General features: G+C 46.3%; 10 protein-coding genes. 1 reads left to right on the top strand and 9 read right to left on the bottom strand.

The genetic code is table 11. The features are described from left to right. Positions 1-92: 92 nt before the first annotated feature. The 7 genes from AB5706_RS22550 to tgt all read right to left on the bottom strand — a co-directional run bounded on the left by AB5706_RS22550 (position 93) and on the right by tgt (position 8,757). Complete coding sequence (locus tag AB5706_RS22550; protein WP_173717452.1) at positions 93-1,256, bottom strand: phosphoglycerate dehydrogenase; 1,164 nt, start codon at positions 1,254-1,256, stop codon at positions 93-95. Then, the gene (gene serC / locus AB5706_RS22545) at positions 1,256-2,338 is read right to left on the bottom strand and encodes a 3-phosphoserine/phosphohydroxythreonine transaminase (protein ID WP_148461832.1); all 1,083 of its coding nucleotides are present in this window, start codon (positions 2,336-2,338) and stop codon (positions 1,256-1,258) included. Before serC ends, AB5706_RS22550 begins: the two co-directional genes overlap by 1 nt. Then, positions 2,335-4,017 (bottom strand): biosynthetic-type acetolactate synthase large subunit, encoded by a 1,683-nt coding sequence (ilvB, locus tag AB5706_RS22540; protein WP_237963822.1) that lies wholly within the window; start codon positions 4,015-4,017, stop codon positions 2,335-2,337. The genes serC and ilvB overlap by 4 nt, the downstream gene beginning before the upstream one ends. A 103-nt stretch (positions 4,018-4,120) precedes the next feature. Next, on the bottom strand, positions 4,121-5,794 hold the full coding sequence (ilvD, locus tag AB5706_RS22535) for a dihydroxy-acid dehydratase (RefSeq protein WP_148461834.1): 1,674 nt from the start codon (positions 5,792-5,794) through the stop codon (positions 4,121-4,123). Positions 5,795-5,862: 68 nt separating this feature from the next. Then, a complete protein-coding gene (gene leuB / locus AB5706_RS22530) occupies positions 5,863-6,945 on the bottom strand; it encodes a 3-isopropylmalate dehydrogenase (RefSeq protein WP_173771347.1) in 1,083 nt (360 codons plus the stop codon). Positions 6,946-7,182: 237 nt separating this feature from the next. Beyond that, positions 7,183-7,482 carry a preprotein translocase subunit YajC gene (gene yajC / locus AB5706_RS22525; RefSeq protein WP_118584184.1) on the bottom strand — a complete coding sequence of 100 codons (300 nt, stop codon included), beginning with the start codon at positions 7,480-7,482 and terminating at the stop codon, positions 7,183-7,185. 117 nt (positions 7,483-7,599) lie between these two features. Further along, positions 7,600-8,757, bottom strand: coding sequence for a tRNA guanosine(34) transglycosylase Tgt (gene tgt, locus AB5706_RS22520; protein WP_173771345.1), 1,158 nt, complete (start codon positions 8,755-8,757; stop codon positions 7,600-7,602). 453 nt (positions 8,758-9,210) lie between these two features. Between tgt and AB5706_RS22515 the strand changes: the two genes are divergently transcribed. Continuing rightward, positions 9,211-13,461 carry an acyl-CoA dehydratase activase-related protein gene (locus AB5706_RS22515; RefSeq protein WP_368366332.1) on the top strand — a complete coding sequence of 1,417 codons (4,251 nt, stop codon included), beginning with the start codon at positions 9,211-9,213 and terminating at the stop codon, positions 13,459-13,461. Positions 13,462-13,637: 176 nt separating this feature from the next. Here AB5706_RS22515 and AB5706_RS22510 read toward each other — a convergent pair whose 3' ends face one another. Continuing rightward, positions 13,638-15,257 carry a putative polysaccharide biosynthesis protein gene (locus AB5706_RS22510; protein WP_173736498.1) on the bottom strand — a complete coding sequence of 540 codons (1,620 nt, stop codon included), beginning with the start codon at positions 15,255-15,257 and terminating at the stop codon, positions 13,638-13,640. A gap of 3 nt (positions 15,258-15,260) precedes the next feature. Continuing rightward, positions 15,261-15,947 (bottom strand): uracil-DNA glycosylase, encoded by a 687-nt coding sequence (gene ung, locus AB5706_RS22505; RefSeq protein ID WP_148461839.1) that lies wholly within the window; start codon positions 15,945-15,947, stop codon positions 15,261-15,263. Positions 15,948-16,051: the final 104 nt, after the last annotated feature.

Genomic DNA, 16,051 nt, shown 5'->3' with positions numbered 1-16,051 from the left:
TCAATTTAACAAGCCCCAGCAAAAAGCCGGGGCTAATACTTCAATTATTTTAGGACATTTTCAAAAACGCTTGACATTATCTATATTCGAATTTATTTCACCACGCGAACCTTTGAAACACCCTCAATAGCCTTCAGTGCATCCAGTGCCTCTGCGGAAGCAGCACTCTCCAGATCGATCAGAGTATACGCATACTCACCTTTACTCTTGTTGGTCATGTCTGCAATGTTCAGGCCCTCAGCACCAAGGATCTTGGTCAGCTGGCTGATCATGTTAGGAATGTTCTTATGTGTAATGGCAATACGTCCTACTGCTACGCAGGTACCCATATCACAGTTCGGGAAGTTTACGGAGTTTTTGATATTACCATTCTCAAGGAAATCACGAACCTCCTTCACAGCCATAACTGCACAGTTCTCCTCAGATTCCTCTGTGGATGCTCCAAGATGAGGAGTTACCAGAATGCCCTCATGACCTGCAACTGTATGGTTGGCAAAGTCTGTTACATACTTTTTCACCTTGCCACTGTTCAGCGCCTCAATCAGCGCATCCTCGTCAACCAGAAGGTCACGGGCAAAGTTCAGAAGTACAACACCGTCTTTCATCTTATCAAAAGCCTCTTTGTTGATCATCTTCTTTGTGGAATCCAGAAGCGGTACATGTACAGTGATATAATCGCACTTGCTGTAAATCTCATCTAAGCTCTTGCTGTGCTTAATAGTACGGGAAAGATTCCATGCTGCATCGATGGAAATGTATGGATCATATCCATAAACCTCCATTCCAAGGGAAGCTGCTGCATTTGCCACCATGCTTCCGATAGCACCAAGACCGATGATACCAAGCTTTTTGCCCATGATCTCACAGCCTGCAAACTGTTTCTTCTGTTTCTCAGCAAGCTTATCAATATCTTCCTGGTCTTTTTCTCTCTGTACCCACTCAATACCTCCCACAATGTCACGGGAAGCAAGAAGCATACCGGCAAGAACCAGCTCCTTTACACCATTTGCATTGGCTCCAGGAGTATTAAATACAACGATACCTTTCTCTGCACACTCTTTCACCGGAATGTTATTGACTCCGGCACCGGCACGTGCGATCACAGCAACACTCTCCGGCAGCTCCATGTCATGCATCTTGGCACTTCTTACAAGAACTGCCTGGCAGTCATCCAGAGTATCTGCTTTTTTATAATTATCATCAAAAATGTCCAGGCCTTTCTGGGCAATAGGATTCAGGCAATGATACTGAAACATCAGGCATTTTCCTCCTCAAACTTTTTCATGAATGCAACCAGCGCTTCCACGCCAGCCTTTGGCATTGCATTGTAAATGCTTGCTCGCATACCGCCAACAGTTCTGTGGCCTTTCAGGTTCACAAGACCTGCCTTGGCAGCCTCAGCAACGAATTTCGCATCCATCTCTTTATCTCCTGTTACAAAAGGAACATTCATAAGAGAACGGTCTTTCGGAACAACGGTGCCATGGAAAAGCTTGCTGGAATCAAGGAAATCGTAAAGGATCTTGGCTTTCTCCTCGTTGCGTTTCTTCATCTCTTCCAGACCGCCCATTTTCTTCAGCCATTTGAAAACTTTACCGCATACGTAGATGCAATATGCATTCGGTGTATTATAAAGGGAACCAGCATCTGCATGTGTCTTATAGGTAAGCATGGTAGGTGTTCCCGGAAGAACATCCTCTGTGATCAGATCTTCGCGGATAATGGCGATTACCATACCTGCAGGTCCGATGTTCTTCTGAACGCCGCCATAGATAATACCATATTTGCTTACATCAACCGGCTCGGAAAGGAAACAGGAGGATACATCTGCCACAAGTGTTTTGCCCTTTGTATTTGGAAGCTCTTTGAACTTGGTTCCATAAATGGTGTTGTTCTCACAGATATAAACATAGTCTGCATCCGGACTGATCGGCAGATCGCTGCAATCCGGAATGTAGGAGAAAGTCTTATCCTCGGAAGAAGCAATCTTGTTTGCTTTTCCGTACTTCTGTGCTTCCTGGTATGCTTTCTTTGCCCACTGACCGGTTACAATGTAGTCAGCCACCTTATTTTTCATAAGGTTCATTGGGATCATGGCAAACTGCTGGGAAGCGCCGCCCTGAAGGAAAAGTACCTTATAGTTATCCGGAATATTCATCAGTTCACGAAGATCCTTCTCAGCTGTGTCAATGATTTCCTGGAATGCAGCACTTCTGTGGCTCATTTCCATAACGGACATGCCGGTACCATTGTAATCCATCATTTCATCTGCGACTTCTTTCAACACCTCTTCCGGAAGGACCGCCGGTCCTGCGGAAAAATTGTACACTCTGCTCATTTCTTCACATCCTCCTCATCAAATACCTCGTCTAAACTTGCTCCTGCAGGAACCATAGGATATACGCTTAAATCCTGGTCGATCCAGCAATCGAGAACTACCGGACCCTCTGATGAAAGCGCCATCTTAAGTGCAGGCTCTACTTCTTCCATCTTCGTAACGCGGATTGCTTTTGCTCCCATTGCTTCAGAAACTTTCACGAAGTCCACACCATCATTTAAGATGGTCTGAGAATATCTTTGTTCATAGAACAGAGTCTGCCACTGACGTACCATTCCCAGAACATGATTGTTCAGAATGATCTGGACAAGAGGTTTGCCGCAGCGAACTGCCGTGGCGATCTCGTTCATGTTCATACGGAAACAGCCGTCTCCTGCTATATTTACCACGGTTTTGTCCGGGCAGCCCATCTTTGCTCCGATTGCTGCGCCAAGGCCGTAACCCATGGTGCCAAGCCCTCCTGATGTCAGGAAGGTTCTCGGCTCCTTAAATTTGAAATACTGGGCAGCCCACATCTGGTGCTGTCCTACATCTGTGGAAACGATTGCATCTCCACCTGTCAGTTCATAAAGCTTCTGGATCACGTAAGGTCCGGTAAGCTGGGAATGATCGTAATTTAAGGGATATTTTTCTTTCATATCCTGAATATGCTGTACCCATTCATCATGGCGCTTCTCCGGGATTTTCACAAGGAGAAGCTTCAGCACTTCCCTCAGATCTCCGATCACGGAGGCATCAACTGCAATATTCTTGTTGATCTCCGCTGCATCTACATCGATCTGCAGGATCTTTGCCTTCGGCGCGAAGGTCTTTGTATCTCCTGTCACACGGTCGCTGAAGCGTGCACCAAGAGTGATCAGAAGATCACACTCGCACATTGCGTAGTTGGAAGTTTTGGTTCCATGCATTCCAACCGGACCTGTGTAAAGCTCATCCTCTCCGGAAAAAGCCCCTTTTCCCATAAGGCTGTCGCAGACCGGAGCCTGGATCTTGTGGGCAAGTGCACGGACTTCTTCAGATGCATCTGCGATCACAGCACCGCCGCCAACAAAAATAAATGGCTTTTTCGCTGCTGCGATCATCTGGGCTGCTGTATCCACATCCTTCGGACGGATGGTGTCAACCTTCGGCTCTACGGCTGTGATGGTGTGACGGATATATTCACATTTTGCTGCGGTTACGTCCTTTGGCACATCTACGAGTACCGGACCAGGACGACCGCTTTTGGCGATGATAAAAGCTTTGCGGATGGTGTCTGCAAGCTTTGTTACATCTTTGACAATATAGCTGTGTTTTGTCACAGGCATTACAATGCCTGCGATATCAACTTCCTGGAAGGAATCTTTTCCAAGAAGGGCAGTTCCAACATTACAGGTAATTGCTACCACAGGAACAGAGTCCATACACGCGGTGGCAATTCCGGTTACCAGGTTGGTTGCACCTGGGCCGGAAGTTGCCAGACACACTCCGACCTTTCCTGTCGCACGGGCGTAACCGTCTGCCGCGTGGGAAGCTCCCTGCTCATGGGAAGTAAGTACATGTTTAATTTTATCACTGTATCGGTAAAGGGCGTCATAAACGTTCAGAATAGCTCCGCCTGGATATCCGAAAACGGTATCCACACTTTGCTCCAGCAAACATTCTATGATGATCTCCGCTCCTGTAAGCTGCAATTTCATTTCCTCCTGGTATATTATACTGTAAAAATCCCTGACATTTGCTATGAAAGAACCATGCTTTCATGAACCATAATTCCATTCACATGTCCGGATAAGAATCTTATTATTTTGCTTTCGGAACCTCGAGGATCGCACCGCGGTTTCCGGAAGTAACCATTGCTGCATATCTTGCCAGGTATCCGGTTGTAACCTTCGGCTCTCTCGGCTGCCATTTTGCTTTTCTTGCTGCAAGCTCTTCATCAGAAACCTTCAGTTCCAGCTTCAGTTCCGGAATATTGATGCTGATGATATCCCCTTCCTCAACAAGGGCGATGGGACCGCCTACTGCTGCCTCTGGTGAAACATGTCCGATGGAAGCGCCTCTGGATGCACCACTGAAACGTCCATCTGTAATAAGGGCTACAGAAGAACCAAGTCCCATACCTGCGATTGCAGAGGTAGGATTCAGCATTTCTCTCATTCCAGGACCACCCTTCGGTCCTTCATAACGGATGACAACAACGTCACCTTCTACGATCTTGCCGCCTTTGATTGCTGCGATTGCGTCTTCCTCGCAGTCAAAAACTCTTGCAGGTCCTTCATGAACCATCATCTCCGCAACAACTGCAGAACGTTTTACAACGCTTCCGTCTGGTGCAAGATTGCCCCGAAGTACAGCAAGTCCGCCTGTGGTGCTGTATGGATTGTCGATCGGGCGGATTACTTCCGGGTTCAGGTTTACACAGTCCTTGATATTCTCGCCTACTGTTTTTCCGGTTACAGTCATGCATTCTGTGTGAAGGAGTCCCTTCTTATTCAGCTCGTTCATAACTGCGTATACGCCGCCTGCTTCGTTCAGGTCTTCCATGTAAGTCGGGCCTGCCGGTGCAAGGTGGCAGATGTTCGGAGTCTTTGCACTGATTTCATTTGCAAAGCTGATATCAAAATCCCAGCCAATCTCATGTGCGATTGCCGGAAGATGAAGCATACTGTTTGTGGAACAGCCAAGAGCCATATCTACAGTAAGGGCATTCAGAAGTGCCTCTTTCGTCATAATATCTCTTGGACGAATGTTGCGGCGGTACATTTCCATAACCTGCATTCCTGCATGCTTTGCAAGACGGATACGCTCAGAATATACAGCCGGGATGGTTCCGTTTCCTTTCAGTCCCATACCAAGAACCTCAGTAAGGCAGTTCATGCTGTTTGCAGTGTACATACCGGAACAGGAACCGCAGGTCGGACATGTTTTGTTCTCACACTCAGTCAGGCCTTCCTCTGTAAGCTTGCCTGCTGCGTAAGCACCAACAGCCTCAAACATGCTGGAAAGGCTTGTCTTGTGTCCGTTTAAGTGACCAGCCAGCATCGGGCCTCCGCTTACGAATACGGTAGGAACGTTGATTCTGGCTGCTGCCATCAAAAGTCCCGGTACGTTCTTGTCACAGTTCGGGATCATAACAAGAGCGTCAAACTGGTGAGCCAGTGCCATGGCCTCTGTGGAATCTGCGATCAGGTCTCTTGTTACAAGGGAATATTTCATACCGATATGTCCCATTGCAATACCATCACAGACAGCGATTGCAGGGAACATGACCGGAGTTCCTCCAGCCATTGCCACGCCAAGCTTTACAGCCTGTGCGATTTTATCCAGGTTCATGTGGCCTGGTACAATCTCATTGTAGGAACAAACGATTCCTACTAATGGACGCTCCATTTCTTCTTTTGTCATTCCAAGGGCATTGAACAGGGAACGGTGAGGTGCCTGCTGTGTGCCTGTTTTTACTGCGTCACTTCTCATAACTTGTATCTCCTTTTTGCTTCATAGCCGGGAAAAATGATCCATTTGCTTTTTGTTTATTTCGAATTCTAAATTTCCTTAGCGATCAGGTCACCCATCTCTTTCGTTCCAACCAGAGTGCATCCCTCAGACATAATGTCACCGGTACGGTATCCGGCAGTCAGAACCTTCTGTACAGCAGTCTCAACTGCATTTGCTTCCTCATCCAGATCCAGGGAAAAACGAAGCATCATGGCTGCGGAAAGGATGGTTGCGATCGGGTTGGCCTTATTCTGACCTGCAATATCAGGTGCAGAGCCATGGCTTGGCTCATAAAGACCAAATTTTGTCTCGTTCAGGCTGGCAGAGGAAAGCATTCCGATAGATCCTGTCACCATGCTGGCCTCATCAGAAAGAATATCGCCGAACATATTCTCAGTGAGAATAACATCAAACTGCTTCGGATCTCTCACCAGCTGCATTGCACAGTTGTCAACCAGCATATGCTCAAGAGTAACTTCCGGGTAATCCTTCGCTACCTCTTCTACTACTTTTCTCCAAAGTCTGGAGGAATCCAGAACATTTGCCTTGTCAACGCTTGTTACTTTTTTGCGGCGTTTCATGGCAATGTCAAATGCCTTGATGGCAATTCTGCGAATCTCGTTTTCGTTGTAGGAAAGGGTATCGATGGCTTTCTTTACACCGTTCTCTTCTACTGTTTTTCTTTCGCCAAAATAAAGACCGCCTGTAAGCTCTCGTACGATGATCATGTCAAATCCGTCTCCAATGATCTCATCGCGAAGAGGGCATGCTGCACGAAGTTCGTTGTATAAATATGCAGGGCGAAGGTTTGCAAAAAGATTCAGTGCCTTACGAATGGCAAGAAGTCCTGCCTCCGGGCGTTTGGATGGCTCCAGCTTATACCATGGGGATGTCTTGGCATCTCCACCGATAGAGCCCATAAGAACTGCATCAGAAGCTTTCGCTGTAGCGATTGCCTCGTCTGTAAGCGGTACTCCATGTACATCAATGGAAGCTCCGCCTAAAAGTACTTCAGAATAAGAAAAAGTATGTCCATATTTCTCACATATTTTGTCCAGAACTTTTTTTGCTTCTGCAACGATTTCCGGACCGATTCCGTCTCCAGGAATCAGTGAAATGTTGTAATTCATAATAATTTCCTCTCCTTCGTTTCTGAATGCCAGCGGAAAATCACCTCTCGCCTGACACCAATGGATAATTGTTATTATAATAACGCACTTTCTTTAATATTTCAACATGTTAAAGTAAAAAACTGTCAAAAAACTGCCTTTTTCCCATTCTCAAAAAACATTCACGAAGAAAAAAGGCCCCATCCCTTTATGGAATGAAGCCTGTTCTTAGTTTCTGTCATATTCGGATGAATCTGATTATGCAGAAGCCTGCTCTGCTTTCTCAACTTCGGCAATTGCCTGTTTCCTCATAGGGATACGGCAGTTCTTATTGTTACCGAACTCTACGATCACGTCTTCTTCTGTCATGTCAATGATGACACCGTAGAAGCCGCTTGTAGTTACAATACTGTCACCTACAGCCATATCGCTGAGCATCGCCTGTACTCTCTTCTGCTCTTTCTTCTGAGGTCTGATCATCAGAAAATACATAATACCGAAAAGTACAACCAGCCATACGATGGTAAATCCCATACTCATTCCGCTTGATGCGTCCATTTGCTATTCCTCCTGTATCTTACTATCACGCCCTGTCTTTTTCACCAGCGCATTATAGTATATAATACACAAAATAATTTGATTCTTCAAGTATTTTTCCGATTTTTTATATTAATTTCATTTACTATATCTGCTGTTAATTTTTCCCTCTTCAAAACCAGCCAGTCGCATTTCTTTATATTCTGCAAAATTGCCCTGATCCAGTGCATCCCTGATTTCCTCCATCAGGTGATTGTAGAAGTAAAGATTGTGAAGCACGCAAAGGCGCATTCCAAGCATTTCTTTCGCTTTCAGAAGGTGGCGGATATAGGCTCTGCTGTAATGCTGACAGGCAGGACACTGACATCCCTCTTCGATTGGGGACGGATCCAATTCATATTTCGCATTAAACAGATTCAGCTTACCGCGATTGGTGTACACATGTCCATGACGTCCGTTACGGCTTGGATATACGCAGTCAAAGAAGTCGATTCCTCTTGCGACTCCTTCCAGAATATTGGCAGGAGTACCTACTCCCATCAGATAGGTAGGTTTGTTCTGCGGAAGGTGAGGCACGACTTCGTCCAGAATATGATACATCTGCTCATGAGTTTCCCCAACTGCAAGACCGCCAACTGCGTAGCCGTCCAGATCCAGTTTGGAAATGGTATCTGCATGTGCAATACGGATATCTGCATAGACAGCCCCCTGATTGATTCCGAAAAGCAGCTGTTCTTTATTCACTGTATCCGGCAGACCGTTCAGTCTGGCCATCTCTGCCTTGCAGCGCTCCAGCCATCTGGTAGTGCGATCTACAGAAGCTTGTACATATTCTCTGCTTGCCACACTGCTTGGACATTCGTCAAATGCCATGGCAATGGTAGAGCCCAGATTAGACTGGATCTGCATACTCTCCTCTGGTCCCATAAAAATCTTATGACCGTCAATATGGGACTGGAAATAAACGCCCTCTTCCTTGATCTTACGAAGTCCTGCCAGGGAAAACACCTGAAAGCCGCCGGAATCAGTGAGAATCGGTCTGTCCCAGACCATAAATTTGTGAAGTCCGCCAAATTCCTTGATCAGCTTGTCTCCTGTTCTTACATGGAGATGATAGGTATTGGAAAGCTCAACCTGAGTTCCGATATCCTTCAGATCCATGGTGGATACTGCACCCTTGATGGCTCCAACAGTTCCTACGTTCATAAACACAGGTGTCTGGATGGTTCCATGTACTGTCTCAAACTGGGCACGCTTGGCACGGCCTTCTGTTTTCATAAGTGTATATTTTGCCATATGTGAATCCTTTCTTTTTTAAGTCTTTATCTTCAAAAAAATTTCTGTTTCTGCTGCCCTGCAAAGACATTTTTCTTTTTACACTTACAAAAGAGTGTAAAACCACGGCAGAAAACTTCATATATTATAGCCCGAAATAACCGAAAATTCAACACTTGTGCGAAGAATCCTTGTTAAACTTTTACATTGTCATTTAAGCCTGGGTATCGTATAATATTACGGAATATTTGCATTTGAATTTTTCACATATAAATAAGAAGATTTAAGGTTACTGTTCACTGGTAACATTCCGCGAGGTGTTTTTTGTGAACAAAGTTCACAGAAAACCCGAGAGTTGCGGCGCGAAATCATGCAAAGCATGATTTCTGTGCATCGCGAAGCGTGTTACTGTAAATGGAGTGAACAGTAACGATTTAAGCACATATGCAACAGATGAGGAGGCATATTCTTTACATGAGCAACAAATACACATTAGGAATTGACATTGGTTCCACCACTGTCAAAATTGCAATACTTGATGAAAACGACACCCTGCTTTTCGCAGATTACCAGCGTCATTTCGCCAACATCCAGGAAACACTGGCGGAGCTTCTGACGAAAGCTTATGGCAAACTTGGAGAGCTTACCCTTCATCCGGTAATCACAGGCTCCGGCGGACTTACACTCGCCAACCACCTTGGCGTTCCTTTTGTACAGGAGGTAATTGCGGTATCAACTTCTCTTCAGAAGATTGCGCCCCAGACTGATGTTGCCATCGAACTTGGCGGTGAGGATGCCAAGATCATCTACTTCGAAGGCGGCAATATTGAGCAGCGTATGAATGGTATCTGCGCAGGAGGTACCGGTTCTTTCATCGATCAGATGGCATCCCTGCTTCAGACTGATGCTACCGGGCTGAACGAATACGCGAAGAATTACAAAGCGCTTTACCCCATCGCAGCCCGCTGCGGTGTATTTGCCAAGACTGACATCCAGCCTCTGATCAACGATGGTGCCACCAAGGAGGATCTTTCCGCTTCCATTTTCCAGGCAGTTGTAAACCAGACCATTTCCGGTCTTGCCTGCGGCAAGCCGATTCGCGGCCATGTTGCATTTCTCGGTGGTCCCCTTCACTTTCTGGATCAGCTGAAGGCTGCCTTTATCCGTACCCTGAAGCTGGATGACGAGCACGCTATCACACCTAAAAATTCCCATCTTTTCGCAGCTATGGGTTCTGCTATGAATGCGAAGGATGAGGTAACAGTTTCCCTTACAGATATGACAAACCGCCTGAAGAACTCCATCAAACTGGATTTCGAGGTAGAACGTATGGAGCCTCTTTTTGCCACAGAGGAAGACTATGAGGCCTTTAATAAGCGTCAGAGTGCCTATCAGGTAAAGAAGGGCGATCTTTCCCAGTATCACGGCAACTGCTATCTGGGTATTGATGCAGGCTCCACCACCACCAAGACTGCTCTTGTAGGTGAGGACGGGACCCTGCTTTACTCCTTCTACAGCAATAATAACGGAAGCCCGCTTAAGACTGCCATCCGTTCCATCCAGGAGATCTACAGCATTCTTCCAGAGGATGCCCACATTGCATTTTCCTGTTCCACAGGTTACGGCGAGGCGCTGATGAAGGCTGCTCTGCTACTGGATGAGGGGGAAGTTGAGACCGTTTCCCACTACTATGCGGCTGCTTTCTTTGACCCGGAGGTTGACTGTATTGTAGATATCGGCGGACAGGATATGAAATGTATCAAGATCCGTAATCAGACCGTAGACAGTGTACAGCTGAACGAGGCATGTTCCTCTGGCTGTGGTTCCTTTATCGAAACCTTTGCCAAGTCTCTGAACTACTCCGTACAGGATTTCGCCAAGGCTGCCCTTTTTGCAGAGCACCCTATTGATCTTGGAACAAGATGTACCGTATTTATGAACTCCAAGGTAAAGCAGGCCCAGAAGGAAGGCGCATCCGTAGCTGATATTTCCGCAGGTCTTGCATATTCTGTTATCAAGAATGCGCTTTACAAGGTTATCAAGGTTTCCGATGCCAAAGAGCTGGGACGTCATATTGTAGTGCAGGGCGGAACCTTCTACAACGACGGTGTACTTCGAAGTTTTGAGCGTATAGCAGGCTGTGAGGCTATTCGTCCTGACATTGCCGGTATTATGGGTGCTTTCGGTGCTGCCCTCATTGCCAAGGAGCGCTACCATGCAGAAGGACGTGAGACTACCATGCTTTCCATTGCCAAGATCAATGAGCTGAAATACACTACCTCCATGGCCAACTGCCACGGATGTACCAATAACTGTCGTCTTACCATCAACAAATTCACTGGCGGGCGTCAGTTCGTAAGCGGCAACCGCTGTGAGCGTGGTATTGGTAAGGAGAAGAATAAGGATCATATCCCCAACCTTTATGAATATAAGTACAAACGGCTTTTCTCCTATCCGCCTCTTTCTCCGGATAAGGCTACCCGGGGAAAAGTTGGTATTCCGCGAGTTTTAAATATGTTTGAGAATTATCCTTTCTGGTATACCTTCTTTACTGAGCTGAAATATCAGGTAGTGCTTTCTCCTACCTCTACTAGAAAGATTTATGAGCTGGGCATTGAATCCATTCCAAGCGAATCCGAGTGCTATCCAGCCAAGCTTGCCCACGGACATGTGACCTGGCTGATCAAAAATGGTGTGAAATTCATTTTCTATCCGTGTATCCCTTACGAGCGAAATGAATTCCCGGATGCAGTCAACCATTACAACTGTCCCATCGTTACCTCTTATGCAGAGAATATTAAGAACAATGTGGACGAGCTTCACGATCCATCTATTACCTTTATGAATCCGTTCCTGGCCCTGACCTCTGAGGAGATCGTTACCAGGAGACTGACTGAGGTTTTCCCGGATATCCCGGCATCTGAGGTAAAGGAAGCCGCCCACAAGGCATGGGAGGAAATGGCTGCCGTACATAAGGACATTGAGAAAAAGGGTGAGGAGACGCTTCAGTATCTGAAGGAGACAGGCCGCCGGGGCATCGTTCTGGCTGGTCGTCCTTACCATATTGACCCTGAGATTCATCACGGTATCCCGGATCTGATCAACAGCTATGGTGTGGCAGTCCTCACTGAGGATTCTGTTTCCCATCTGGTACCTGTTGAGCGCCCGATCCGTGTCAATGACCAGTGGATGTACCACTCCAGACTGTATGCAGCAGCAAACTTTGTGAAAACCCGTGATGATCTGGATCTGATCCAGCTGAACTCCTTTGGCTGCGGACTTGACGCGGTCACCACCGATGAGGTTTATGAAATTCTGGATGGCAGCGGCAAGATTTATACCTGCCTGAAAATTGATGAGGTTAACAACCTTGGTGCCGCAAGGATCCGTGTCAGATCCCTTCTTGCAGCCCTCCGTGCAAAGGATGCTCAGAAAAGGGAGCGCACCATTAAACCATCTTCTATCGAGAAGGTTTCGTTTACTAAGGAGATGCGCAAGGATTACACCATCCTCTGCCCGCAGATGTCACCGGTGCACTTTTCCTTATTGGAAGCCGCTTTTAATGCAAACGGTTATCATCTGGAGGTGCTTCCAAATGACAACAAGCATGCCGTAGACGTAGGTCTGAAATATGTAAATAATGATGCCTGCTATCCTTCCCTGATCGTTGTGGGACAGATTATGGACGCTCTTTTATCAGGCAAATACGACCTGAACAAGACTGCAGTTATCATGTCCCAGACAGGCGGTGGATGCCGTGCATCCAACTATATTGCTTTTATCCGCCGTGCCCTTAAGAAAGCGGGAATGGAACAGGTTCCGGTTATCTCCCTTAACCTTAGCGGTCTGGAGAGCAACCCTGGATTTAAGCTTACTCTTCCGCTGGTGAAGGCTGTTGTGTATGCCGCTGTGTTTGGTGATATTCTTATGAAATGTATTTACCGCATGCGCCCATATGAACTGGAGAAGGGCATTGTAAACCGCAAGCACAAGATCTGGGAAAAACGTGTGATTGCATTTCTTACCGGCAGCTCATTAAGCCACAGCCAGTTTAAGAAAATGTGCCGGGAATTGGTTCACGATTTCGATACCATCCCGATCAGTGATGAGAAGAAGCCTCGTGTTGGTATTGTAGGTGAGATCCTGGTTAAATTCCTTCCGGCTGCAAACAATCACCTTGCAGAGCTTCTGGAAGCGGAAGGAGCTGAGCCTGTGGTACCGGATCTGATCGACTTTATGTCCTACTGCTTCTACAATCAGAATTTCAAGGTCGACAATCTTGGATTTAAGAAATCCAAGGCATTCTTTGGAAATATAGGTATTAAGGCAATCGACTGGGTTCGTAAGACTGCAAATGAGGCACTTGCGGAAAGCCGTCATTTCCATCCTACTGCAGATATCCGTGATCTGGCGAAGATGGCACGCCCCATTGTTTCTGAGGGTAACCAGACTGGCGAGGGATGGTTCCTGACCGGTGAAATGATGGAGCTGATCCATGATGATGTTCCGAATATTGTTTGTATCCAGCCGTTCGGCTGCCTGCCGAACCACATCGTTGGCAAAGGTGTTATCAAAGAAATCCGCCGTCAGTATCCGAAGGCGAATATTGCAGCCATCGACTACGACCCGGGTGCAAGCGAGGTAAACCAGCTGAACCGAATTAAATTAATGCTTTCTACTGCACAGAAGAATTTGAAGGCAGAAGAGGCGAAAAATAACAACTAGCCTCGGTTCGTATTCCGAAAAAATACAACACGAAAGCCCTCAGAGTTGCCGCTCTGAGGGCTTTCGTGTTGCATACATTGAACATATCGCTTCTTTCTTGCCGAATGGCATTATAACCTATGCATATCTAAAAGTCAATATATTATAATTTTAATAGCATATTTAAAAACCATGTTCTAAAACGGCAGTTTCCCTGCAATTTTCTTCAGGTAGGCACCGCCTGGCATCATGGCAAACTGCTCATCAGATGGCTTGCTCACTGCCAGATATACAATAAAATAGGCAACCATTCCAAGAACCACTGCGATTCCAAGGCTGATAAAATTGGAATGGATCAGCTTATAAATTCCATAATAGGAAAATCCAGCCACTACAGCCATAGGCACAGATGCCAGAAGTGGATTCAGATAAGCACTTCTCCATGGATTTTTGTACTGCATATACTGTTTCATCGCCCGCTCGTTCAACAGACACATAACAACCGCATAAATAATCATAGCCACTACAATGGCATATACGCCAAGGTCAGTTGCAAACAGCAGAATTGCCATGGCGATCACATCCACCACCAGGGCAATTGCCGCATTGATCATGGGGATATTGGGCTTTCCGATTCCCTGTAGCACACCATTGGAAATATTGGAATTTCCATTGAGGATGATGGTAATGACACCAAGCATCATCAGCTGAGCTGCTGCCCCCTCCGTCCGTGGGAACAGAAGCCTTGTGATCGGGCCGGCAAGAACTGCAAGTCCAACTGCACATGGAATGGAAATAAACATACTGATCCAGGTTGCGCGGTCGATCTTATCTCTGGCACTGTCCATGTCCCTCTTGGCATACTGGGCAGAAACCTCCGGAATCATGGATGTAGGTGCTGTACTTGCAAGCGTAAGGGGAATATTGATCAGGGTCATATAATAGCCATATTCCGCGTAGAGACTTGTAATGGTATCATGGTCAATTCCCTTAAAGCCCTGAATGCCGGAATACATATAACTGTTAATAAAGCCGTTTACATTGTAAATAAAAGAGCTGAGGATGATCGGCATTACGATGAGAACGATATTCTTCATAACCTCACCGGTGGCCTCATCACGGGAATGAGTATCCCTTGCCAGTCTCTTTTTGATATTCTTTCGATTTACCCAGTATACAAAAAGCATGAAAAGCAATGCTGATGCAACTCCTGCACCGGTTCCCATAGTAGCTCCGGCAGCCCCCCAGGCATTTCGTACAGATTCTTCCGCACTACTGAATTTATTCAGCATGACAGTAGACATCAGGATTGCAAAAACCGCTACAAAACACTGTTCCACAATCTGGGACAATGAGGTAGGGAGCATGTTTCGATATGCCTGAAAATAACCTCGGAAGGTACCAAGAATTCCTGACAGGAAAATGGTTGGTGCCAGCATTTTCAGTGCAAGTCTGGCTCCGGACATGGATTCCGGCACCAGAATGGACGAGCCGAAAAGACAAAAAAGTGCTACTACGCCTCCCATTATGATTACATATAACAGCGCACAGTGAAATACCTTCTGGGCGTCTCTGTAACGTTTAAAAGCCAGCTTTTCTGCCATAATCTTGGATACTGCCTGCGGAATGCTAAAAGAAGCGATCATCAGCAGGATAAAGTAAACATTCTGGGCATAATTGAAAAGACCCATACTGTTATTTCCAAGAGTATTGGAAAGCGGACTTTTATAGAGCATTCCGATGATCTTGGAGATCAATGCCGCGATCATCAGGAATGAAGCATTTTTTACAAGTGTGTTATCGTTCTTTTTCCCCATTTCTTATTGTTCCTTTTTGATATTTTCAATCTGCCAGTCAATGGGGGCAAGCCCGTTTTTCTCCAGAAATTCATTGGTCTGGCTGAAATGCCTGCATCCGAAAAATCCTCTTGACGCAGACAGCGGGCTTGGATGTGCAGCTGTGAGTACCAGCTGCTTCGGATTGTTCAGCATTGCTTTTTTCATCTGGGCAGGTCTTCCCCAGAGAAGATATACGATCGGGCGGTCCTGATCATTCAGGGTCTGGATAACCGCATCGGTAAACTGTTCCCAGCCGATTCCTCTGTGTGAAAACGCCTGGTGGGCGCGGACAGTCAGTACTGTGTTCAGAAGAAATACGCCTTGTTTTGCCCATTTTTCCAGGCAGCCGTTGTCAGGAATATAGCAGCCCAGGTCGCTGTGGAGTTCTTTATAAATGTTTACCAGAGACGGGGGAATGTCTATATCTTCTCTTACAGAGAAGCAAAGGCCGTTGGCCTGTCCATCGTTATGATAGGGATCCTGACCCAGAATAACTACTTTTACATCGTTTAACGGGGTGTATTCGAAAGCATTAAACATATCCTGGGGCGGTGGGAATACTTTTCTGGTGCGGTATTCTTCCATTATTGTTTTATATAGTTTGGCATAATATGGCTGATGAAATTCATTCTTCAGCGCGGCCTGCCAGTCTCCTGTTATCTGGCCCATTTTAATTGTCACCTCATCTTTTGTATTTTGCTATTTAGTGTGTTGAAAGTTGTTCAAGGCGGACGCACTCGGACAATGGTGATTGCTCACTCGCCGGCGCAACG

Origin of the sequence: Ruminococcus sp. RTP21484sp1_RTP21277st1_D2_RTP21277_210401, from assembly GCF_040924225.1 — a bacterium.
Lineage (GTDB): Bacteria > Bacillota > Clostridia > Lachnospirales > Lachnospiraceae > Blautia_A > Blautia_A faecis.
Note: the sequence above shows the minus strand (reverse complement) of the source record. Positions and strands in the feature narration are given on the sequence as shown.

What these genes read in the sequence shown, in the direction of transcription:
- leuB (WP_173771347.1), bottom strand. Translation starts at nt 6,945, where the DNA reads ATGAATTACAACATTTCACTGATTCCTGGAGACGGAATCGGTCCGGAA.
- serC (WP_148461832.1), bottom strand. Translation starts at nt 2,338, where the DNA reads ATGAGCAGAGTGTACAATTTTTCCGCAGGACCGGCGGTCCTTCCGGAA.
- AB5706_RS22510 (WP_173736498.1), bottom strand. Translation starts at nt 15,257, where the DNA reads ATGGGGAAAAAGAACGATAACACACTTGTAAAAAATGCTTCATTCCTG.
- ilvD (WP_148461834.1), bottom strand. Translation starts at nt 5,794, where the DNA reads ATGAGAAGTGACGCAGTAAAAACAGGCACACAGCAGGCACCTCACCGT.
- ung (WP_148461839.1), bottom strand. Translation starts at nt 15,947, where the DNA reads ATGGGCCAGATAACAGGAGACTGGCAGGCCGCGCTGAAGAATGAATTT.
- AB5706_RS22550 (WP_173717452.1), bottom strand. Translation starts at nt 1,256, where the DNA reads ATGTTTCAGTATCATTGCCTGAATCCTATTGCCCAGAAAGGCCTGGAC.
- tgt (WP_173771345.1), bottom strand. Translation starts at nt 8,757, where the DNA reads ATGGCAAAATATACACTTATGAAAACAGAAGGCCGTGCCAAGCGTGCC.
- ilvB (WP_237963822.1), bottom strand. Translation starts at nt 4,017, where the DNA reads ATGAAATTGCAGCTTACAGGAGCGGAGATCATCATAGAATGTTTGCTG.
- yajC (WP_118584184.1), bottom strand. Translation starts at nt 7,482, where the DNA reads ATGGACGCATCAAGCGGAATGAGTATGGGATTTACCATCGTATGGCTG.
- AB5706_RS22515 (WP_368366332.1), top strand. Translation starts at nt 9,211, where the DNA reads ATGAGCAACAAATACACATTAGGAATTGACATTGGTTCCACCACTGTC.